16 protein-coding genes and 1 pseudogene are annotated in these 21,204 nt (G+C 60.3%); 7 read left to right on the top strand and 10 right to left on the bottom strand.

The features are described from left to right. Position 1: 1 nt before the first annotated feature. The 8 genes and pseudogenes from ACWGTO_RS29585 to ACWGTO_RS29550 all read right to left on the bottom strand — a co-directional run. The gene (locus ACWGTO_RS29585) at positions 2–1,960 is read right to left on the bottom strand and encodes a tetratricopeptide repeat protein (RefSeq protein ID WP_454578319.1); all 1,959 of its coding nucleotides are present in this window, start codon (positions 1,958–1,960) and stop codon (positions 2–4) included. A gap of 60 nt (positions 1,961–2,020) precedes the next feature. Beyond that, a complete protein-coding gene (locus ACWGTO_RS29580) occupies positions 2,021–2,671 on the bottom strand; it encodes a DUF3540 domain-containing protein (protein ID WP_454578334.1) in 651 nt (216 codons plus the stop codon). A 5-nt stretch (positions 2,672–2,676) separates the two neighbouring features. Further along, the gene (locus ACWGTO_RS29575) at positions 2,677–3,654 is read right to left on the bottom strand and encodes a hypothetical protein (RefSeq protein WP_454578318.1); all 978 of its coding nucleotides are present in this window, start codon (positions 3,652–3,654) and stop codon (positions 2,677–2,679) included. 34 nt (positions 3,655–3,688) lie between these two features. Next, positions 3,689–5,215: a type VI secretion system Vgr family protein gene (locus ACWGTO_RS29570; protein ID WP_454578317.1), complete on the bottom strand. Its 1,527-nt coding sequence runs from the start codon at positions 5,213–5,215 to the stop codon at positions 3,689–3,691. Between the two features lie 25 nt (positions 5,216–5,240). Beyond that, positions 5,241–5,639, bottom strand: a complete 399-nt coding sequence (locus ACWGTO_RS29565) for a PAAR-like domain-containing protein (protein ID WP_454578316.1) — start codon at positions 5,637–5,639, stop codon at positions 5,241–5,243. A gap of 3 nt (positions 5,640–5,642) precedes the next feature. Beyond that, on the bottom strand, positions 5,643–6,761 hold the full coding sequence (locus tag ACWGTO_RS29560; protein WP_454578315.1) for a pentapeptide repeat-containing protein: 1,119 nt from the start codon (positions 6,759–6,761) through the stop codon (positions 5,643–5,645). Further along, entirely contained in the window at positions 6,754–8,667 is a 1,914-nt protein-coding gene (locus ACWGTO_RS29555) for a pentapeptide repeat-containing protein (protein WP_454578333.1), read from the bottom strand. The genes ACWGTO_RS29560 and ACWGTO_RS29555 overlap by 8 nt, the downstream gene beginning before the upstream one ends. Positions 8,668–9,135: 468 nt before the next feature. Continuing rightward, a pseudogene (locus tag ACWGTO_RS29550) lies at positions 9,136–9,960 on the bottom strand (DUF2169 family type VI secretion system accessory protein); the annotation flags it as partial. A gap of 473 nt (positions 9,961–10,433) precedes the next feature. On the opposite strand from ACWGTO_RS29550, the gene ACWGTO_RS29545 reads away from it, so the two are divergent. The 7 genes from ACWGTO_RS29545 to ACWGTO_RS29515 all read left to right on the top strand — a co-directional run bounded on the left by ACWGTO_RS29545 (position 10,434) and on the right by ACWGTO_RS29515 (position 19,696). After that, complete coding sequence (locus tag ACWGTO_RS29545; RefSeq protein WP_454578314.1) at positions 10,434–10,949, top strand: Hcp family type VI secretion system effector; 516 nt, start codon at positions 10,434–10,436, stop codon at positions 10,947–10,949. A gap of 245 nt (positions 10,950–11,194) precedes the next feature. Next, the gene (tssH, locus tag ACWGTO_RS29540; protein ID WP_454578313.1) at positions 11,195–13,822 is read left to right on the top strand and encodes a type VI secretion system ATPase TssH; all 2,628 of its coding nucleotides are present in this window, start codon (positions 11,195–11,197) and stop codon (positions 13,820–13,822) included. A 5-nt stretch (positions 13,823–13,827) separates the two neighbouring features. After that, positions 13,828–15,558 carry a sigma 54-interacting transcriptional regulator gene (locus ACWGTO_RS29535; protein WP_454578312.1) on the top strand — a complete coding sequence of 577 codons (1,731 nt, stop codon included), beginning with the start codon at positions 13,828–13,830 and terminating at the stop codon, positions 15,556–15,558. 495 nt (positions 15,559–16,053) lie between these two features. Then, positions 16,054–16,989 (top strand): phosphoenolpyruvate mutase, encoded by a 936-nt coding sequence (gene aepX / locus ACWGTO_RS29530; protein WP_454578311.1) that lies wholly within the window; start codon positions 16,054–16,056, stop codon positions 16,987–16,989. A 40-nt stretch (positions 16,990–17,029) separates the two neighbouring features. Next, positions 17,030–18,220, top strand: coding sequence for an aminotransferase class I/II-fold pyridoxal phosphate-dependent enzyme (locus ACWGTO_RS29525; protein ID WP_454578310.1), 1,191 nt, complete (start codon positions 17,030–17,032; stop codon positions 18,218–18,220). A gap of 39 nt (positions 18,221–18,259) precedes the next feature. Further along, the gene (locus ACWGTO_RS29520) at positions 18,260–19,039 is read left to right on the top strand and encodes a phosphocholine cytidylyltransferase family protein (RefSeq protein ID WP_454578309.1); all 780 of its coding nucleotides are present in this window, start codon (positions 18,260–18,262) and stop codon (positions 19,037–19,039) included. A 24-nt stretch (positions 19,040–19,063) separates the two neighbouring features. Continuing rightward, entirely contained in the window at positions 19,064–19,696 is a 633-nt protein-coding gene (locus tag ACWGTO_RS29515) for a CDP-alcohol phosphatidyltransferase family protein (RefSeq protein WP_454578308.1), read from the top strand. 304 nt (positions 19,697–20,000) lie between these two features. Here the strand turns inward: ACWGTO_RS29515 and ACWGTO_RS29510 are convergent, their stop codons facing one another. Further along, entirely contained in the window at positions 20,001–20,471 is a 471-nt protein-coding gene (locus ACWGTO_RS29510; protein ID WP_454578332.1) for a transposase, read from the bottom strand. Beyond that, positions 20,359–20,931: a tyrosine-type recombinase/integrase gene (locus ACWGTO_RS29505; protein WP_454578307.1), complete on the bottom strand. Its 573-nt coding sequence runs from the start codon at positions 20,929–20,931 to the stop codon at positions 20,359–20,361. The genes ACWGTO_RS29510 and ACWGTO_RS29505 overlap by 113 nt, the downstream gene beginning before the upstream one ends. Positions 20,932–21,204 lie beyond the last annotated feature (273 nt).

Below are 21,204 nucleotides of genomic sequence, written 5' to 3'. Positions count from 1 at the left end.
CTCAAGCGCTCCCACCCGCGGCTCTGATTGTTGAATTCGCAACGGTGCGATCCAGCGTTTCCAGGAATGACGCGATCTTGGGCGACAGCTCCGGCAGGATATTTCCCCAGTTGCCGAAGGCATTGGTCTTGAGCACGGAAACCGAGGGATACCAGACGGACGTGCCCCCTTGCTCATACCAATACCAGGTCGTGCTGGGAAAGCTCAACAGCGCTGCTGGCCTACCCATGGCGCCTGCGACATGCATGGGAATGCCATCAGGCCCGATGACCGCGTCGGACTCGGCTATGACAGCCGCTAGGTCGGCGAGCGAGGTAAAGTGGACACCGGCATCGATGATGCTTGGCCACGTCGCGAGTTGGTGGCGTGTCTCATCCCACATGACACTGACCAGCGTACCGTCGAACCCCTCGAAAATGCCGCGATAATCTTCGAGCAGAATGCCTGGCCTTGTGCCGTCCCATGCCAGCGCAACCAGCGGTCGCGGCAGCTTTTGAAGCGAGCCGGCCCATAATTTCAGGCGGCCAGGCGGCGCTTGCATGTAGGGGACGGATTCTGCGATCCCGCCACGTATCGTTGGAGGAAAGGCAAAAATGGACGACAGTGGAATCGCGACCGCCGCGCCGTCCGCTTGCGGTCCGCCGGGCTGGTCGTCAGCACGGAAACGGACGTGCCTGATCAATTCGGCGATTTGCGCGAGGCCGGATGGACCGTGGACGTTGACTTTGCGCGCCCGCTTCGGCTTGAAGCGCAGCAGCGCTAGCGCTTCGAGATTAGAAAGCCCTCGGTCAACGATCAGGCTTGCCCCGCTGAAAGCTGCAATGAGTTCTGCATCCGGCTTCTGGTTTGTTCTCTCCTCATCGGATAGAGGAGGGTTTTCGGCAGCAATTTCTGCCGATGGGGAATTGGTCGGCAATCCGAGTGCGGCATAAAGTTCGGGGCGCGAGAACGTGGCGGCGGCTTTTTCGTAGAAACCAAGCGACAGATAGCAATCGCGGACAAGCGTTATCGCCTGAGCCCTCTGGATCGATCCGAGCGGTGTCGCCTGGGCGAGTACCGGTTCGATCAGCCGCAACGCCTGAGCCGGTTCGCCAGCGATGCGGTATGCCGCCGCCAGCGTTATCAGCGCGCCGATCCTGTCCGGATGCCGCCTTGCCGTGGCTACCAGTTCGGCCAGCCCGGCTTCGCCTTCGCCACGATAGATCATCACCTTGGCGTAACTTGACCACCCCGAGAGAAGGTGAGGGTAAAGGCCGACCACTCGTTTGGCGATGCGCTTCGCCTCGGTTAATTGGCCAAGTGCGGCCAGCACGTCGGCCAGCCGCACCATGTAAAGTGCATTTCCAGGCTCCATCAGATGGGCACGTTCGATCAGGCCAAGCGCCTTTTCGTGATCACCGAGAGCCGCAAGCTGCGCGCTGACCAGCGCGATGAATTCGGGTCGGTCGGGACTAAGGGCAAGCGCCTTTTGGCTGAGCTCCAAGGCCGGCGCCGGCAATCCGTGCTCCATGTAGATTTGCGACAGCGCGGCCGGCAGACTGTCGTCCGTCGGGTGCCTTGCCAGCGCGTCGCTCAGCAGGCGCTCCGCCGTCCGGGGATCGTCCTGCTGCATGAGAAGGCCTGCCTTGATCCTGCAGGCTTCAGGATGAAAAGGCTCAGCCGCCAACGCCTGATCGATTGCCGCCAAAGCCTGATCATGCTGCTCACCAAGCATGGCGATTTGAGCCAGCAGGCAGAGCGCGCCCGTGTCGTTCGTCGACCATGCAACCGCCTCGGTCGCCAATTTGTGGGCTGCCTTGAGATCGCCCTTGCCAAGCTTGCTTGCGGCCAGACCCTTGAGCGCGGTGACGTTCCGCGGGCTTATCTCGAGAATGCTTTCGTAGATCAACGCGGCGCTCTCTTCGCGCCCGCTGGAAAGGTGCGATCTGGCGGCGTCAAGACGATCTTCGATCAGCAGCATATTTCCCCTCTCACGGATAGACGCCACGGTTGGATAGCGATTGCCCTATGGTCTGAACCGCTAGCCGACGCTGACCCGTTTGGCGTCGAGCCGCACGTCCTGCCTTGCGGTGACCATTGAGATTTCGCTGTTTTGCGTTGCGACGTTGTCGATGTTTTGGACGAGCGTCGCGGCGGTGAGGCTATCGACTTCGCGCACCATGGCGGTCCTAGCCTCCGTCTTGGTTGTGATTGTCCTGGCAGCGACCGTCTTATCGACGACGGTTTCGAGAATGCGTCGGAAATTGCTAGAAAGAATTTCCCCGGTCTGACCAATCGCGCGCGCGAGAACGCTTATATCGCGGGCAACCAGGCTTAGCTTCGATGCGCTCAGCTTTAGTGTTTCGCTGGAGTGCAAGGTCACGTGCCGAGCCCCGGGAACTGACACTTCCGCCGCATGCGCGGCTTGCCGCTCGAGCACCGCGAGCACATGGACTTCGCTGCCCGCTACGTAAAGCAAAACCCGGTCGCCGATTGCCGGCGCAAGCAGGCAACTCGTCGCCTGAACCGCGTGAACGCGCTTTCCGTTGCTGATTTCCACACTCGCTTGTTCCTGGGTCAGGAACGCGCGGATCGTTCCGGCCAACAACCGGCCATCTTGCTCGGGCGCTGTGCCCACAACACGGCGCGAGGTTTCAACCGGGCGTCTTTCCGATGATGTTGTCGCAGTCATGTCGCTCACGCGATTCCCATCATTGTTTTCAGGAACACCTCGAATGAGCCGGACTTGATAGAGACGACCTCTCTTGTGGAGGCGACGCCGGCAGCACAAGAGCTCAGGCCGTCCGTTATTGTCCTAAGCGCAGTGGTCGAAGCGTCCGCCAGCCTGGCTCCAGTACCCGCCATGAAGTTCGTCGAATTCCACACCGAGGTCTCAACCTTGCCGTCCCTGACTTGGATATGCATGTCGCAAACATCGATCTTGAACTTGCCGAAGTCGGATTTCACGATCCAGAAATTGAGCTTTGTCGCGGCCGAGAACTCATAATCGGCGGCCATGTTAACGGTGAGCGACGGGCCGATCCACACCGACAACTTGGCTCCCAGGGTGATGGCCATCTGAGCGCCCATAGTGATGTTCGTTGAATTGCCCTGGATATGGGAATGCGTGTCGTTTTTGATCGTGGTGTGTTGCTTGCCCGTGATATGAGCGCTGAACTCAGCGGCATCCAGCCTGACATCGCCGGTGCCCTCGCCGGCGGAAATGGTGATATTTTGCTTTTCCCCGGAAGTGATCGCGATTGACTCCTGCGAGTTGATGGTCATTGCCTGGTCGGCATTCAGGGTGAAGGTCGATTGGGTGTCTATATGCATTGCTCCAGTGCTGTGGACATAGACCCTCTCGGCCGACCGGATCAGAAGGCGGCCGCTGCATGCCAGGGCGATGCCACGATGCGCCGGATCGGCGCCGGCGGCATGTTCCATGGCGCTGCCGCCTTCGTCTTCGACGTGCTTGCGCGGATAGAACAGTGGCAGGTTGTTCGCTATCTTCGCTTCGTTCTCGATGTCGGCATAGCCGCCTAGGCGCAAGAATGCCCCCGGCGTCTTGACGTCGTCCCTCGTTGTCGTGGCGTCGGCGCCAGAATCGCTCGGCACGAAGAAATAGGTGTGCGGAGTTTGATAGGCGATGCCGGTCTCGGCGGATGCTGTGGCCATCTTGTCGTCCTCCTGTCGGCGTGGGCGGCGTGGGTCAGGCGCCGTCGCAAATCTGATGGATCACTCCGGATGCTGTCCTAGTGCGGTACGCGACATTGTTGTTGCTGTCGGTGACCGGGTTCGATTTTTCCGCATTAGAGAGCGCGCCCACGATCATCGGCCGGTCAGGATCGCCATGCTGGAAACTGAGAAGAACTTCGGTGCCGACCAGCAGCGTCGAATGCGAGCCAGAGCCGTCGCCTCCGCCGTAGGGTTCAGCCTTGCGCATGACATAGCTGGCTTTGCCACCTGAAAGACCGCTTTCCTCATCGAGGATCCGGACGCGATAGCGCCCGTATGTGTCGAGTTCGGCCCGCTTGCCATCTCCTTCGCCATCGATGAAGGCGATCAAAAAGCCATTGATGACCGGCTTCGGCGTGCGCAGCGGCGGCCGGTAGCTGGTATCGAATGGCACACAGACGAATCGGTTGGAATAAGGCTGGCTCTGCTTGTCCGGTGTGCTGAAGCCAAGCGGGGTCTGCTGGACAATCCAATGCTCCACCTCGATCACGACATAGAGCGTTTCGAAATCGCTGATTGGGTGATCGACGAGCTTGAAGAACAGACCCGGTCGAATGAGCGGGATGTTGCTCTCGCCCCGGAATTGCAGCCTTTCGGTTTCGAGCTGTTCGGCACGGCGCTTGGCCAGGAACTGGCCTTCCGGGGCAGTCCGGTAGTTCTGGCCATAGTCGACCCTGACGCCCTGGCCAGCAAAGGATGTATTTTCCGAAACGGAGAGGCCCACATTCGGGGTTTCGTCATTGTATTCGCGCATATGCACGGAACCCGACTGTACGGAATAGACCGCATTGAATGAACGCACCGCGAATTCGCCGGTGCTGCGGGTCTGCGCCGAACCGCGGAACGGCAGGTTTTCGTCAAGCGAGCGCCCGCAGAGTTTGCGGAAATGCTCCTTGCGGTCATAAAAAAGGATGCTTTCCCTGGTTCCGCTGTGGTCGAAAGCGAAGAACAGTCCGAACTTCTCGCACATACGGCAAATGAAATCGAAGTCGCTCTCGCGATACTGGAGCACGAAATCGAGCTTGGAATAGGCGGACTTATCCGCAAGCATCTCGAACTGGATCGTGCGGGCCGCGCGGCTCGATCCGGTGGATGAACCCGCTTTGTTCGCGTCGTTCAGCTCGTTTTCGATGATATCGACGACGGTAACATCCTTGTCGGTCCCATAGACCTGATTCTGCGCGCTGTATTTAAGCAGCGCGAATTCGGGTACGATGACGAAGCGGTAGCAGAACTCCCTTTTCTGCGTCGGATCGTGGCTCTGCACAGACGCCACCACACCGAACGTAACGGCGACCTCGTCGAGAACGCGGATTTCCAGTTTCGTTGCCTTGCCCACCATAGGCTCGAGCGAGAGGGGATCGCGGGAAATGACGTCCACGGTGTATTCATAGGCTTGGCCGAGCGCTTCGCGCCCGGCTGCTCTCTCCACATGGACGGCGTCACGGTCCATCCCCGGAAGGGTGATGGCGAGTTCCTGAAGCGTTTCCTGGTTGCTCATCTGGTTAGCACCTCGTGTCTCGATCTCAGCTCAGGCTCATCAAACGGAACTGCGAAGGTACGATCGTCGTCCCGACGGAATTGGGCGACATGCCGTTCTGCAGCGTGGGATCGAGCAACGCGCGGGTCGCCGGCATTCCCTGGATAAAGAACTTGACCGAGCCCTTCATGCTCTTGCTCTCCGAACAGACCATTCCCGATGCGACCCCGGGTCCTGGCCCGCTGATCGTCACGGGCGTCAGATTCAGCAGATTGTGCGATGGCATGCACATCAGTAGAAATCGCATGCAGGTCGGGATTGCCGTCACACGCATGCCTTCGCTGACGAGGGGGGTAGGAATCGGGCCAACCGGCGTCGGCTGCAGGTAGACGTCAGGCACCGAGAAATCCATTCCGGGCAGCGGACCATTCGAGTTCACGAACATCGGCTAACGCGCCCCATTTCGGGTTTCGTCCTGGTCAAGTGCCACGGCATGCGGCCAATAAAGCTCGCTGATCGCCCGGTCCTGGTCGGTGTCGATCGAGTTTCCGGATACGCCAAGCAGGATGCTTCCGTCCCGCTTCGCCGCATGCAGCTTCGTGTTGTCGAAAGTTGCGGCCGAAAGATTGGCGCCGGAAAGATTGGCATGGGACATTTCCGCCTGGCGAAGGTCGCAGCGTTCAAACAGCGCCGCCTTGCAGTCCGCCTCCAGGAAGACCGACGAATAGAGCTGACTTGCGGTGAAATTTGCCCCCTTGAGGCTGGCGCGAGCGAAGTTGGCAAGCGTCAGATTGCTGCCGGAGAGGTCGACGCCGTCGAGCCGGCACTTGGTGAATGAAGTCGTGCTGGCGGAAACGCCGGTCAGCGCCGCGCCCTTGAAGTCGCAATCGACGAAGATGCTGCCGTTGAGCGCGGCGCCGGCGAACCGCGTGTTCCTGAAAGCCGCCTCGTTGAATGTGCAGCGCTGCCACGACTGGTTGGACAGGTCCTTACCGGACAGGTCGGCATCGGCAAAGATCGCGATGTCTATATGCGTGCCGCTCAAATCGATGTCGCGCAGGTCGGCTTTGGTGAGCATGAAGTTTGACAGCACTGCGCCTTTGATCGTGATCTCCTCCATTGGGCAATCGAGGAAGGCCGCGCGGGTGACGGTTATGTGGTTTAGGTCAGCTTTGGTGAGGTTGGTCGCGGCAAAGGAGCTTTGCTCGATCGCTGTTCCCTGAAACAGGGCTTCCTGCGCCTTGCACGCGACGAACTGCGTGCGCTCGAAGTCGCAGTCGCGGAAATCGGCCTGGTGTGCATCGCAGTCCACGAACCTGGTGTCGGTGAGCTTGGCGCCGGTGAAGACGGCGCCGGAAATGTTGCAACAGGTGAAGGCGGCCGCTGAGAGATCGGCATCGCTGAAGTCGCAGCCGGTAAAATCGCAAAGCATCGCTTGTGCCCGTGCGAGCGGCATTGCGCCAAAGGATGCGCCCGCCAGGATTTTCAGCATGACGATCTGCTCGTGGGCGAGATACTCAAGAAATTCGTCCACATCGATCGGCGTCTTCGGCTGCTGCTTACGCATGGGTCGCCTGATCCAAAAGGGTTTTGCCCAGATTGGCCCCCGAAAGGTCGCAGCTTGCCAGCTTCGCCTCAAGAAGGTCGGTGAAATAGAGGTTGGCGCCGCGCAGCGAACTGCGCCGCAGGTCCGACTGGGCCAGCGATGCTGCGAAGAAATTCGCACCAAAAAGATCCGAATCCGTCAGCGTCGATTTGCCGAACCTGGAATTCTTCATTGAGGCGAGGCGCAGGTCGGATGCCGTCATGTCGCAGCCATTGAAGAGGCAGGAGTGGCAGTGTGCCCTGAGGAAGCAGGATTCGACGAGGCAGGCCGCATTCCAGGACGATTCTTCCGCCACCAGTCGCTGGAACCGGCCGCCGCTCAGGTCGCAATTTCCGAGAAATCCGACAGCGCGCAACTGCGCCTGGACAAAGGAGATCCCGGGTGCATCGATCTGCGCGAAGGCGACCCGCTCCAGTCGGCTGTTCGCGAAGGACGCGCCTTTCATCGAAAGCGCCATGATGGCGGCGCGCTCGATCGTGGAGCCAGCCATCACCAGTCCGTCAGCGCTACCCTGAAGCAATTGCAAATCCCTGATCTCCGATCCGGAAAAGTCGGCTTCATCGAAAGTGCAATCAATGAGCGTGGTTGTTGATAGGCGCATGTCGTGAAGGGAAGCGCGTGAAAAATCTGCGCCGATGATCGTGCAATTGTTGAATTCGCAGCCGTCGAGCCTGGCCCCGCGCAGCAACGCCTTATTGAGATTAGCCTTGCTCAATCGCGCGCCGGTCAGATCGGCTCCGTCGAGAATCGCGCCGGTGAGTGCAGCACCCTCAAGGTTGGTACCGTCGAAGCGCGCGCCGGTCAGGTCTGCCTGTTCGAAGAATGTCGCGGAAAGGTCGAGCTCGCTGAAGTCGATACCGCGCAGGACGGCGCCAGCAAGATCGCCTCCCTTAAAATCATGGCCGGCAGCAAGATGCTTACGGACATGATCGCCCAGCCGCTCGGCGACGCCCGGCAGGAACGCTTCTGTCGGGAATATGGCGGTCGGCACCATCCTGCGCGTCGTTGCAATGGCTTCCTCTATATCCGGCTCGGCTTCGTTGAGACGCTCGACACCGGCCATCTTCCCGTTTTTGAGGCGTTCCACGACCGTGAACCCGGTGTCGGTTGCCTCCGGCGAGGGTACGATCTTGCCGAGCGTCGCCACTAGGCTGCCGATCGGATCGGTGGCATCACCGCCCTCCAGAAGCTTAGGTGGGACGACTTTTTTCAGGGCATCGCCGGCGGTCTGCAAGGCCTGCTTTATCTGCTCATTGTCGACGTCGAGCGGGTCGGCTTGGAACAGATTGGCGGGATCGATGGCGAGCTTGTTGTCAGGCTCAATCTTGCGGTTCCTGATGGAGGCCATCAGATCGGCCATTTCCTGGCGACCGCCGCCGCCTTCCGTTTCGTCGGTCGGGATGTCGAGAGCGTCGAAGGCAAGCGCGTCGAGCGCACAGCGGATATCGTGAAGCATGGAGCCTTCAGGCAGCTTCAACGCACGTGCACAGGCGATGAGCAACTGCGTCTCTGCCGCTTGCGGGTCTACCTTGTCCGGGTCGTCCAGCAGACCGAAAATCCGCTCGATATCCGGCAGAGCCGAGGACGCCTCATCGGCTAAACCGGCATTGTACGCCTGAAAGATGGCCTGCTTGTTCCCCAAGGTTGCTTCGAGGTCGGCCAAGGCCTTGTCGATTTCGTCATCGAGCTTCAGGTCGGGAAATCGCGCCATGTGGGCGTCGTCGACCAGGGGTTTCAGGGCTATGTCTGGCAAGCCGGCGCCCGGGGCCACTTGCACGATCGCGCGCCGCTGAAGTTCGGCCTTGGCCATCTCGGTGTCGGCCTTAAGCCACATCGCGGTTTCGAGGGCCTTGATGTCGTCCAGCAACTCGGCAACGTCGAGATCGCCGTTTTCGATCTCCTCAGGCGTCGGCATGGCAACCAGCGGCAACTCGTCGATCGAACTGAGGTCGCTTGGCGGAACGAGGTCCGGCGACATGCCAGCATCTGTCATTGCCTTGCGTGTCGCCCAGTTCTGGTTTTCAAGGAAACGGATCCTATCCAGCCGCGCCTTCTCCAGCTTCGCGCGCCGTCGTTCGCTGGTGGAGGCAGGATCCACTTGCGGCATGAGCTGGAAATCCGACAAGGCATGCTTGTGCGCTTCCTGCGGGTCGCTGCGCAGGCGGAAGACGAGCAGATAGTAGCTGGCGGGGCGCGGCGAGGCTTCGGCATGTTCAAGCGCCAGCATCACGGTCCCGAGGTCTTCGCCGAACCGGTCCTGCCCCTTTGCCACGCCGCGAAACGCCAGTGTCGCCTTGGTGACGTTCGGAAACAGGGTCACCGTGTCGCAGACCATGCGGATTTCGGTGAAGCTGTCATCCGCCGAGCGATGGACGAAGGCACGCGCGCGCAGTGCCGGCAGATGACCGCTCACGGCCCCGCCGCGCGCCATGCCCGCCACGCTGAAGGCCTCGTCGCCTTGCAGGTAGGAGCCAAGACGCTGGTCTTCCGGCGCCTCGCAATAGAAGAGCGGGTTGAAATCCTCTGGCTTCAGTGGCGATACGTTCTTGACCCAGTGCTGGTCATAGGTCCCGGCATATGCCATGCGCCGCGCGTCGTCCGCGGCCAGCGGCCCGAAATGCGCCGGGGCGGGGTTATCGTCGACGGAGCGTATGAGTCGGTGGGCATCCTCGACATTCGGCAGCGGCGCGTCATAGCCCACTTCCGCGATCTGGCGCGCGCCGTGACCCTTGCCGCGGGGGTTTGCCTTGTGGTTCGGCCCGCCAAAAGCGTGCGCATCGTCGATCGGCATCTTGTCGAAGGGCTTGGCATCCAACATCTGAATGCCCCGATCGGTCAGCCGCCAGAATCGGTCGCCGAAGATTGCCAGCTGCTTTTCCAGATTGCCGAGCCGGGCCGTTACCCTGCAGCCGATGACGGGCTTGCCGGCCGGCGCCATCGCCGATCCCGCGATGATCAGCTCGGCCTTCGGCTTGAGCTTCCCCTTGTCGAAAATGGCGCCTTTCGGCATCTGTTCGACAACCATCGGCCAGAGCGCCTGTTCGGTCAGCAGGCAGCGTGGATCGGCGAAATCGAAGAGAACGAAGGCGGATATGGTCGTCAATCCGCCGCCTCGCACAATCTCGCTTTGGACTGCGCAGCCAAGGCGGGACGGTTTCATGATCACTGGCAAGTCCTGTCCCTCCCTCAGCTTTCGGCCTGCGAACTGATCGGCAGGCACGGGCCTCATCGAACGCCATGATGGCGTGGCACGCGGGACTAACTCACCGATGCGACGCCGGGTCCATTCCACAAAAAATGCGCAGTCACGAACAGAGGTGTCGCGCGAAGCGGGAAAACTCAACTAAACACAGTGCTCGGGTTCTACCTGCCGCTACGTCAGACGCAGACATGAGCGCAGTTTTCCGTCCAAACCGGGAAATCGACAGGAAGAAAACTGCGCTGGTCAGACGCAACTGCGAAGAAATACTGACAATGCCAGGACCGGCGGTTCAGCTTGACTATCGGCCAAGCAATTGTTTTTGCTCCTGATATCAGCACTTCAACAGTTCTGGCACAGGCCTTGCTTAAGGACTTGGAGCTAGCGCACTCCAGTGCGGCAGATCATTTGACCCCCATTTTCGGAGGCTTTTCATGGCTACCATAGCCTACATTACCATCAAGGGCGCCACCCAGGGCGACATCACCAAGGACGCATCGACCGCCGACTCGATCGGCAACATCTGGCAGGAAGGCCACGAGGGCGAGTCGCTAGTATTCGCCTTCCACAGCGATGCCATCGTTCCCCGCGATCCGAACTCCGGCACGGCCATCGGCACGCGCCGCCACGAGCCAGCGGTTTTCCTGAAGCCGCTCGATAAGGCCTCGCCGATGCTATGGCAGGCGCTTGCCACCGGCGAAAACCTCGAAGTCCAACTGAACTTCTGGCGCACCGCCATCACCGGCTCGCAGGAACACTATTACACGATCAAATGGACCGACGCCGTTCTGGTCGAAGGCAAGACGATCCTGCCGGACACCAACGACACCGCCAACGACAGCCGCGGGCACCAGGAAGAATGGTCCTTCACCTATCGCAAATGCGACTGGACCCACAACAAGGCCGGCACTTCCGCTTCGGACGACTGGCGCAAGCCCGTTCCCGGCTGATCGTATCGCGCTGATCAAGACGATGCTTCCCCGCGACGGGACGGTATTCGGAAAATGCGGTTGGATGGTTTGCAAAAGGTATTCGCCGCCGGATTGCATAAAATGGCGTCTAGTCGCAGTCGCAAAACTGCTGGCATGTGAACGAACTACTGCTGTCCGCAGGGGCATGGTGCGCTGGCCTGCGGCGCCAAATTGGGGATTTTTTACCGGTGGTTGATCTCGATCTTCGTCGCCTTATCGGGAAGTTGAACACGTATTCGCGCCGAGCGCTGGAATCGGCAGCCGGGCTTGCGGTGTCGCGGGGCCATTACGAGTTTTCGATCGACCACGTCCTTTCCGTGTTCATCGAAGACAGTCAGCACGACCTCCAGACCACTTGTCGCTATTTCGCGATCGATCCCGCCAATCTGAAGCGCAAGCTGCAGGTGGTTTTGGAGGGCGTGCGCAACGGCAACCAGGGACGCCCGGTGTTTTCGCCGCTCCTGATCGAATGGATTTCGGACGCATGGCTGATAAGTTCGGTCGAACTTGGCTTCGATCTGGTTCGGTCCGGAAGCCTTTTCGCTACGATCTTTTCGCGGCCCACCCGCTTTGCCGACGACCGCTGGCTTTCCGTGCTCGACCGGACTTCCTACGAGCAGTTCAAGAAGGTTTTCGATGCGATCGTTGCCGGCTCCCAGGAAACGACAGCGGGCGCACCCACCGCCGCCGGCAGCTCGGACAAGCCCGCCCCCGCCAAGAACCCCGATAGCGCGATTGGGAAATTCTGTACAAATTTCACTGAGCAGGCGCGCGCCGGCAAGATCGACGCCGTCTTCTGCCGCGACCGCGAAATCCAGCAGATGATCGACATCCTCGGCCGTCGCCGCAAGAACAACCCGATCTGCGTTGGCGAGCCCGGCGTCGGCAAGACCGCCGTGGTCGAGGGCCTGGCGCTCAAGATATCCGAAGGCGGTGTTCCCGATTTCCTGAAGGATGTCGAACTGATCAGCCTTGACCTTCGCATACTGCAGGCAGGTGCCGGGGTAAAGGGCGAGTTCGAGAACCGCCTGAAAGGCATCATCGACGAGGTGAAATCCTCGCCCAAGCCGATCGTGCTGTTCATCGACGAGGCGCACATGCTGATCGGCGCGGGCGGCCAGGCGGGTGGCGGCGACGCGGACAACCTCTTGAAGCCCGCGCTCGCCCGCGGTGAACTTAGGACCGTCGCTGCCATGACCTGGAGCGAATACAAGAAGTACTTCGAGAAGGACCCAGCGCTCGCCCGCCGCTTCCTGCTGGTCAAGCTCGACGAACCGAGCCCCGAACAGAAGGCGCACGGCGTCCGGGTGGAAGCGGCCGCGAAGCTTTCGGCGCGCTATATTTCCGGCCGCCAGCTTCCAGACAAGGCTGTCGACGTCCTCGATACCGCGAGCGCGCGGGTGAAGTTGTCGTTGTCCTCTAAGCCGCAGATCATCGAACTGAAGGAAAAGCGGGCGGCGGAACTCGACCGTGCGCTGAACGCGCTGCGGCGCGATCACCAGTCGACCCTCGGCGAACAGGATTCCCGCATCGCGGAGATCGAGGCCGACATTGTCAAGCTCGACAACGAACTTGACGAGTTGAATGACCGCTGGCACAGGGAACTGGAGCAAGTCCAGCGCATCCTGACCATTCGTGGCCAGCTTGGGTTATCGCTGGAGGGTGACAAGCGCCCTGCCCGCTTTTCGGCCGCGGCGGTTGAAGCCGAAGTGATTGAGAAGCCGGCAGGCGCCGCCGAGCCAGCGGAAACCGCCGCTCCCGACGCCGATGCGCTGCGTGCCGACTTCAAGGAAACCGCGCAGAAGCTCAAGCTGTTGCAGCGCGGCGATCCGCTCGTCTCGTTCGAGGTTACGGTGCAGGCGGTCGGCCAGGTGATTTCCGACTGGACCGGCGTGCCGCTCGGCAACATGGTGCGTGACGAGGCGAAATCCATCCTGATGCTGGCTGAGAATCTCGGCGCCCGCGTCATCGGCCAAGATCAGGCGATCCGCGCCATCGACGATGGCGTGCGCGCGGCCAAGGCCGGCGTGCAAAATCCCGATGCCCCAATGGGTGTTTTCCTGTTCGTCGGACCGTCCGGGGTCGGCAAGACCGAACTCGCGACCGCAATCGCCGACCAGCTTTTCGGCGGCGAGCGTTTCCTGATTTCCATCAACATGTCGGAGTTCCAGGAAAAGCATACGGTGTCCAAGCTCGTCGGCTCGCCGCCCGGCTATGTCGGCTATGGCGAAGGCGGCGTGCTTACTGAAGCGGTGCGCCAGCGTCCATACTCGGTCGTTCTGCTCGACGAGGTCGAAAAAGCCGACCTGGAGGTCATGAACCTGTTCTACCAGGTATTCGATAAGGGCGTGCTCTCCGACGGTGAAGGTCGTATCATCGACTTCAAGAATACCATCGTCGTTCTGACCTCTAACCTCGCCGCCGACGCGCTCACCGAACTCGGCCTCAGGGCGGAGCGGCCGAATGCTGACGACTTGGTGGAGGCGATCCGGCCAATTCTGAGCGCCCATTTCAAGCCGGCGCTGTTGGCCCGTATGCAGATCGTGCCGTTCTATCTAGTCGGCGCGCTGTTGGAGAAAATCGTTCGCCTGAAACTCAACAAAGTCGGCGAGCGACTTCGCGAGAATCAGAAGATGACCTTCGGCTATTCCGAAGAGGTCATCAATACGATCGCCGCGCGTTGCACCGAAGTCGAGACCGGCGCGCCCAATATCGATCACATCGTCAATCGAACCATCTTGCCGGAACTGGCGACCGAACTGCTGAGCAAAATGGGACAAGACGGACAGGTCTGCTCGTCGGTGGCTGTGGGCGTCGGTGACAATGGCCGCTTTTCCTACACATTGGGCTAACCTGCATGCCCTGGCATGCAACTGCTCAGGATAAGAACAGCCCCAGACGGGACGGCGTCCATTATTCGGCGCTATCGAAGCGAGCGGCGAACGAAAATCCGACCGCCAATCAGATGCGCAAGCATGGCGTCTACGAAGACCTTGTCGCTCTGACGATCGCGCTGGCGAACGAGACGAAGGTCGAAACGCAGATGTCCCATGTTCTGGGCGCGGCGCTTCGTCTCTCGAATGCCGAGGGCGCGGCGATTTTTACGCTCGACCGGCTTGCCCGGCATCTTCATCGGGTCTGGTACAACTATCGCGGCATCGTCGAAGGTAATTCCGATATCCGGATTGCTCTCTATGGAAAATCGCTGACGCCGAACCTCCACGAGCCCGGGGCATTGGTGGTTTCCACCGGGGCGTCGGTCAATCTCGCCGATCTGGACAACGTCACCGGCTATGACCTTTCCAACATCCGTCTGATGGACAAAGCCGCCGGCTTCCGGACGCGCTCGCTGGTGATCGTGCCGCTCGTCGTTCAGGAGAACCAGACGATTGGCATTCTCCAGCTGGTGAATGTCCGCAGGCCGGGCAACGTCATCGGCGGGCTGGACGAGAGCCTGCTTCGTCCCCTGCAGAGCATTGCCGCACACGCGGCGGTGGCGCTGCGTAACATGCGCTTATTCGAGGAAAACCAGCAGCTCATCAAGCAGCTGGACCGCCAAAATGAGGAATTTCTTCAGGAAAATACCCAGCTCTTCAACCAGGTATCGAGGAAGTCGGTCATGCCGAAAGGTATGATCGGTGACAGTCCGCCGATCAGGCGCGCCGTCAAGCTGGTCGAGCGGGCTGCCGGATCTTCGGTTCCAATTCTCCTCCGGGGAGAGACCGGAACCGGCAAGGAGCTCATGGCCAGTTTCATCCACGCATCGAGCAACCGCGCTGCAAAACCCTTTGTGGCGCAGAATTGTGCGGCTCTGCCGGAAAACTTGGTGGAGAGCGAGCTGTTCGGCCACGTCAAGGGCGCCTTCACCGGCGCCGCAGCCAACAAGCCCGGCCTCGCGCACGAGGCCCATCAGGGGACGCTTTTCCTCGATGAAATCGGCGATATGCCGCTCAGCCTACAGGCCAAGGTGCTGCGCCTTGTGCAGGAGGGCGAACTTCGCCGCGTCGGCTCCACGAAAGCCGAATATGTGGACGTGCGCATCGTCGCCGCGACGAACGTCAATCTGGAGGAAAAGATCGAGCGCGGAGAATTCCGCAAGGATCTCTATTACCGCCTGAACGTGTTTCCGATCGTGGTTCCGCCGCTGCGCGAACGTCCCTCCGACATTCCGAAACTGATCGATCATTTTTTGGCGACGGCGGCGGCAAGCTTCGGCCGGCAAAGACCTGAGGTGTCACCGGAAGGTCTCGATTCGCTGCTGCGCTGGAGCTATCCCGGAAACGTGCGTGAATTGAAGAATGTTCTCGATCGCGCCGTGCTTCTCGTCGACGACAACCACCTGATCGGGCGCCGGCACCTGCCGGCCGAGTTGGGGGGCTTTGAGGAAAAGCAATCGCCGCAGATGCCGAGCCTCATTCCGAACGGCGACCTGAAATCGATCGTCGGCGAGTATGAGGCTCTTGTGCTCGAGGCCAAGTTACGCGAAGTGAACTGGAACCAAAGCCAGGCGGCGCGCAATTTGAAAGTCAGCCGGCGCGCGATCGTCGAGAAGCTCAACCGCTATGGCATTAGGCGTCCTGGTGTCTAGCTCGGACCCAGGCGACCTTTGTGCTTCCCAGAGAACTGTCTTGAACCATGCAGGTCGCACACGGAAGCATGCTGGCTGATGATCTTGAGCATCCGGCGGATGATCTGTCGGTTCGACTGTTTCCGTCAGATTTTCCTTAGACTGACATACTCTTCGTGGTTCCAGATCCGCACCGTCTGTCGGCTTTGTCGGCTCCCGCGACACAGCCTTTGTTTAGCCGAACCTTTTCCCCGGCTAAATAGCTGAAAAGGAACCACAAAGATTTTCTTCAGCTCGATCAGCCAGTTTGGCACGAGTTTTGTTTCCCTTCGTTGACTGGCGGCAGTAAGGCCGACCGGCATTGATGGCGCGGGTAGCGGCGATGGATGAAACGAAGGAAGGAAACGAAGGAAGGAAACGAAGGAAGGAAACGACATGTCGGATCCGCATCAGGCGGCGTCGGCAAGTCGACCACCTCCCAAAGTCCAGACGTGATTTTGTTAAGGACGCATGACAATGAACAAGGCTATTTCATTTTCGATGAGCGCCGAAGTCTTGCCGGTGACGACATCATCGACGACCCTTCGCGAGCTCATTTTTTCCAATGATCTGACATTTCTAATGGAAGCGCATGACGGCCTTTCGGCCGCTATCGCCGGGCGGGCGGGCTTCAAGGGGCTTTGGGCGTCCGGTCTTTCGATCTCCTCGGCGCTCGGCTACCGCGATGCCAATGAGGCGAGCTGGACGCAAGTCGGCGATGTCGTCGAGCGAATGGTGGACGCCACGAACGTTCCCGTCCTCGTCGACGGCGACAGCGGCTTCGGCAACTTCAACAATGCCCGTATCGTCGCCAGGAAGCTCAAGCAGCGTGGAGCTTCCGGGGTCTGCCTGGAGGATAAAGGCTTCCCGAAGATGAACTCCTTCGTTGGCGACCGCCATCCGCTGGCCGATATCGACGAATTCTCCGGCCGCCTCAAGGCGGTCAAAGATACGACCGGTCCCGATTTCATCCTCGTTGCCCGCACCGAAGCTCTGATCGCCGCCCATGGTTTGGACGAGGCGCTGGTGCGGGCGCACGCCTATGCGGAAGCCGGCGCCGACGCCATCCTCATACATTCTCGCAAGGCCGTCGCGGACGAGATCCTGGCGTTCGCCAATGGGTGGAACAACAAGCTGCCGGTGGTCATCGTCCCGACGAAATATTACAACACGCCCGTCTCGACCTACCGCGACGCGGGCATCTCCACCGTCATCTGGGCCAATCACATGATGCGGGCGGCCATTGCCAGTATGCGCGATATCTGCGGCCGAATTCAGGCGGAAGAGAGCATCGCCGGTATCGAAGACGAAGTCGCAGCGCTCGATGAACTGTTCGAACTGATGAACTACAGCGAGCTCTCGGCGGCAGAAGAGAAATACCTTCCGCGGACCGCGAACGGCAAGGGAGAGTAGCAGCAAGTGGTTCTCTTGAAAAGGATAGATGGAGACGCGCATGTTGGCGCAACGGACAAACTTGTTCAAATCGTCGGGAACTGCGGCCGCCCGCGCGGCGGCGAAGGCCACTGCCGATGCAGGGATGGAGGTTGTCGACCTCACAGCCGGCGAGATCTGGAGCGATCTGGCACCGACCATCCGCGACGGAGCGATCGAGGCCATTCGACGAGGCCTGAACCGCTATACCGACACGATCGGCTTGATGGAGTTGCGCGAAGCGCTGGCGCGGAAGGTATCGGTCGAGACCGGGCAACTTTGGCGGGCCGACGAAATCGCGGTGACGAGTGGCGCCAAGCAGGCTCTCTTCAACGTGGCTATGGCGCTGATCAATCCGGGCGAGCAGGTCATCATTCCCGCACCTTACTGGACGACATTCCCGGCGCAGGTCCAAATCGCCGGCGGCACGCCGGTCCATATCGACACGCAAGGAAATGACTATGTCCCGCGCATCGCCGATATCCAACGCGTCATCACGCCGCTGACCCGGGCCATCGTCGTCAACACGCCCGGCAACCCCACCGGCGCCGTCTATGACGCAGAGACCCTTATGGGCATCGGTCGGTTGGCCGTGGAGCGGGACCTTTGGATCATCTTTGACGAATGCTACGCCCCCTTCACCTACAATGGCCACGAGCATCACTCGATCGTCTCGCTGGTGCCGAAGGTCCGGGCCCGGACGGTGATCGTCAATTCCTTTTCCAAGAGCCTGGCCCTCACCGGCTGGCGCATCGGGTATCTCGCGGCGCCGAAGGAACTGATCTTGGCTGTCAGGGCGCTGCAGTCGCACACGACATCGAACCCGAATGTCATAGCCCAGCACGCTGTGCTGCACCACCTTCTTGAGGGAGACGGCGCCTTTGAAGCCCGGCTCAGGGGGCAACTGACGGCGGCGCGACAAGCGGGTCTTTCTGCCCTCTCCCAACTGCAGCGCGTACCGATACTTGAGGCACAGGGTGGGTTTTATTTCTACCTCGATCTATCCGGCCTTTTGCGGCCGGCACCCGACAACGGTCCTGCCAGAACGGCCGACCACATCGTGTCCGCGCTCCTAGCGCAGGCCGGCGTGGCCGGCGTGTCGGGCACGGCATTCGGCGATCCCATAGGGCTCCGTTTCTCATATGGAATTCCGCTGGAGCCACTCCAGGCGGGCCTCGAACGGGTAGTCCGGGTCCTTAACGCCTGGACCTGACGGAATCGTCGCAGCAACCACACGGAGGGGTTTAAACCCATGAATGCAATTGCTCCGAGAAAGGCGGTCATTCTTGCCGCTGGGTTTGGCTCGCGCCTGCGTCCGCTTACCGATTCGCGGCCGAAGCCTCTGGTTGAGGTCAATGCCACGCCGATCCTGCACAACGCATTGCGGAACCTCGATGCCGCCGGCGTGCGGGAGGTGACGATCGTCGTCGGTTATCGAAAAGACGCCATCCAATATTCCTGCGGCCGGCGCTTTGGCCATCTCGACATCGAATATGTTGAGTCTGATGTCTTCGATCGGACGGGCAGCGCCTACTCGCTCTGGCTGGCGCGCGATGCGCTTTTGGCCGGGGACACCTATCTGCTCGAAGGTGACGTATTTTTCGAACCGGATGCGCTTCGCTCCCTGACACTGAGCAATGCGGACAATGTCGCAGCCGTCGCGCCGTTCAGCGCGGATATGGAAGGGTCCGCTGTCGTCCTGACGAACAACGGCTATATTGCCGAGGTACGGATGAAGCAGACGGCAGAGAATCTCAACGATGGTTCGCCCGCACTCTTCAAAATGATGAACCTGAACCGCTTTTCCGGCGAAAGTCTGCGCCGGACGATCGTTCCATATCTCAATGCCGTCATCGGCGCCGGCGCCGTCGAATCCTACACCGAAGAACTCCTGTCGAACCTCGTGCGGCAAGAAGGGCTGCAGATCGCGGCTGCCAGGTGTGACGGTCTCAAATGGTACGAAATCGATAACGAGGCGGATCTGCGCATCGCGGAAGCAATGTTCATGACGGCACGGGAAATCGTCTGCTGACGACCAAGTACGGGAGAGGGGAAGATGCTTCGCTACCTCATTGATCTTGCCAATGCCATCACCATAGCCGGACTACTGTGCTCCTCGATTGCTCTCTATTTCGCATTGGCCGGACACATCGAACTGGCGGTCGGCGCTGCCCTGTGGGCCGTTCTCGTGGACCACCTGGATGGAGCGGTCGCGAGGAGGACCCCAAACCGTCCGCCCGACATGGCGAAGATGGGCAAGAGCCTCGACGGGTTCGGCGATATCATCTACGGCGCAGTCCTCCCCGCGATCATTCTCGTGCAACTGAATGGCGCGTCGGCCGTCTCCTTCTTCGTTGCCACGGTGTTGCTGCTGGCCGGTGCCATTCGCCTGAGCTATTTCGCGAACTTCGGAAAGTCAGATGATGGCCGGTTTTTGGGCGTACCGCTGTCCTACGACATTCCCTTGATGGCGGCGTTGGTCCTCGTTCACCCGCTCATGCCTTTGGGAACGTTCCTGCCGGCCGTGAACACCGTCTTCGTTCTTTTGAGCGTTGCTCACATTGCGTCGGTTCGTGTGCCAGCGCCGAACAGGGCCATGTATCTCGCGATCACGCTCTTCGCAGTGACCGCGTCGATCATCCTCGTTCATCGGGAGGCTATCGATGCCCGCATTGGCTCTCTCTTCTGACACTGCGCTGGCGCTCGTGCCTTTCTAGTGTCTTCGGCGACCCCTTGCGTACGAAGCTTTTCAGAGCCGATCACGCCGTGTTTGCCAGCGTGAGGTCCGCGAGAGGATTCACAGTTCAAGACAAAACGAGAACGATGCATCCTGTTTACGGCTCTCAACTAGGAGACGTGTGCGCGAGACGCGCTTTGCGTTGATTTTGTTTGATTTTGTCGGGTTTCAGGGCAATGGGCGGAAAGATATCCGCGGCAAGTGGTCGGCTGGGCTTTTGGCGCTCTTGTGTGAGCGCCAGTGGTGGTCTTGCCCGCTATGCGCCCTTAGCGATGACCTTCAAACTGCGTTTCATATTGTAGGCGATGGCAGTGAGGCGAATTTGAACGCCTGCCTTTGCAAGCCCGCGCCATCGCATTCGGCGAAGGCCGTAGCTTCGTTTCCATGTGCCGAAGATCTTCTCGATCCGACCACGAATGCGGTGGATCGGTTGGTTCCAGGCCTCAAGGCGCGCCAGTGTTTCAGCTTCGTCCCGTCCCCACATACCGGTGGCGACGATGCGTGGCGTTCCACCCTTGGCGCGCACCGCGTCGCCGAAATGATTGCCGCGATAGGCACTGTCGGCAAACACCTCACCCGGATCATCGGGAAGCGCATCAGGACCGGCCTTGCCGTCATTGATGTTGGCGGGCGTGATGGCGATCTCCTCCACAAGCGCCGTATCGGCGTCGGCGCCAACATGGGCCTTGAAGCCATGAACGGCTGGTTTGCCTTTGCCGCAGAAGATGGGCGCCTCGAGACGGCGCGTGGTCGATGTCGGCCCTCCCAAGCGCAAGGCTGACGATGCTCGAGACACTTGCGCTCACCAATGGCCGAAACGGTGCAACGGTCCGCAGGAAAATCTGCTCACAGGCGGCAGGCGGACGGGCGTCTCGCAGATAATCGATAATGGCATCGCCAGCGTCCTGGGGCAGCGGAAGCCGGACCTCGCGACGTCCTTTGCCGCGAACGCGCAAGGTTCCCTCGCTCCAGTCAATGTCGTCGAGGCGCATGCCCGAAATGTCGCCGGCGCGCAGGCCGAGACGTGCAAGCAGGAGAAGCACTGCGCGGTCCCGGACGCCCATTGGCGTCGTGATGTCGCACGACGCAATAACCCGCTCGACTTCCGCCGTGGAGATGTAGCGCGGCAAGGCCGCCAACCGCCATTGCGGCACCGTCGGGATCGCATGATCAAGCCCGACCGGCATAGGCCTTGGGTTGCTAACCCGAAAAATTCGCGGCGGGTTGGCGGATGTGGTGCAAGCCGTTGAAATGACGTAAGATTTGGTTGCTTACGCCAATCCTGGTCATTTCCGGAGACCACATCCACCATGAATAATCTTACGCTATCGCTGAGCGGTTTGTCATCTGTCGGAGGCCAGTCCGTCGTCGCCCGTTTCGACGGCGGCATGCTGTCGTCCAATAGTGATGGGGTGGATGGCTCCTGCTCCCCGGCATCAAGGTGCCATATGGTAGGTTGT

The organism is Mesorhizobium sp. PL10 (assembly GCF_053714315.1).
Note: the sequence above shows the minus strand (reverse complement) of the source record. Positions and strands in the feature narration are given on the sequence as shown.

Bases quoted from the DNA above. Each gene is read 5' to 3' on its own strand.
- ACWGTO_RS29525 (WP_454578310.1), top strand. From the start codon at position 17,030: ATGTTGGCGCAACGGACAAACTTGTTCAAATCGTCGGGAACTGCGGCC.
- aepX (WP_454578311.1), top strand. From the start codon at position 16,054: ATGAACAAGGCTATTTCATTTTCGATGAGCGCCGAAGTCTTGCCGGTG.
- ACWGTO_RS29560 (WP_454578315.1), bottom strand. From the start codon at position 6,761: ATGCGTAAGCAGCAGCCGAAGACGCCGATCGATGTGGACGAATTTCTT.
- ACWGTO_RS29505 (WP_454578307.1), bottom strand. From the start codon at position 20,931: ATGCCGGTCGGGCTTGATCATGCGATCCCGACGGTGCCGCAATGGCGG.
- ACWGTO_RS29570 (WP_454578317.1), bottom strand. From the start codon at position 5,215: ATGAGCAACCAGGAAACGCTTCAGGAACTCGCCATCACCCTTCCGGGG.
- ACWGTO_RS29565 (WP_454578316.1), bottom strand. From the start codon at position 5,639: ATGTTCGTGAACTCGAATGGTCCGCTGCCCGGAATGGATTTCTCGGTG.
- ACWGTO_RS29545 (WP_454578314.1), top strand. From the start codon at position 10,434: ATGGCTACCATAGCCTACATTACCATCAAGGGCGCCACCCAGGGCGAC.
- ACWGTO_RS29585 (WP_454578319.1), bottom strand. From the start codon at position 1,960: ATGCTGCTGATCGAAGATCGTCTTGACGCCGCCAGATCGCACCTTTCC.
- ACWGTO_RS29575 (WP_454578318.1), bottom strand. From the start codon at position 3,654: ATGGCCACAGCATCCGCCGAGACCGGCATCGCCTATCAAACTCCGCAC.
- ACWGTO_RS29515 (WP_454578308.1), top strand. From the start codon at position 19,064: ATGCTTCGCTACCTCATTGATCTTGCCAATGCCATCACCATAGCCGGA.
- ACWGTO_RS29580 (WP_454578334.1), bottom strand. From the start codon at position 2,671: ATGACTGCGACAACATCATCGGAAAGACGCCCGGTTGAAACCTCGCGC.
- ACWGTO_RS29520 (WP_454578309.1), top strand. From the start codon at position 18,260: ATGAATGCAATTGCTCCGAGAAAGGCGGTCATTCTTGCCGCTGGGTTT.
- ACWGTO_RS29535 (WP_454578312.1), top strand. From the start codon at position 13,828: ATGCCCTGGCATGCAACTGCTCAGGATAAGAACAGCCCCAGACGGGAC.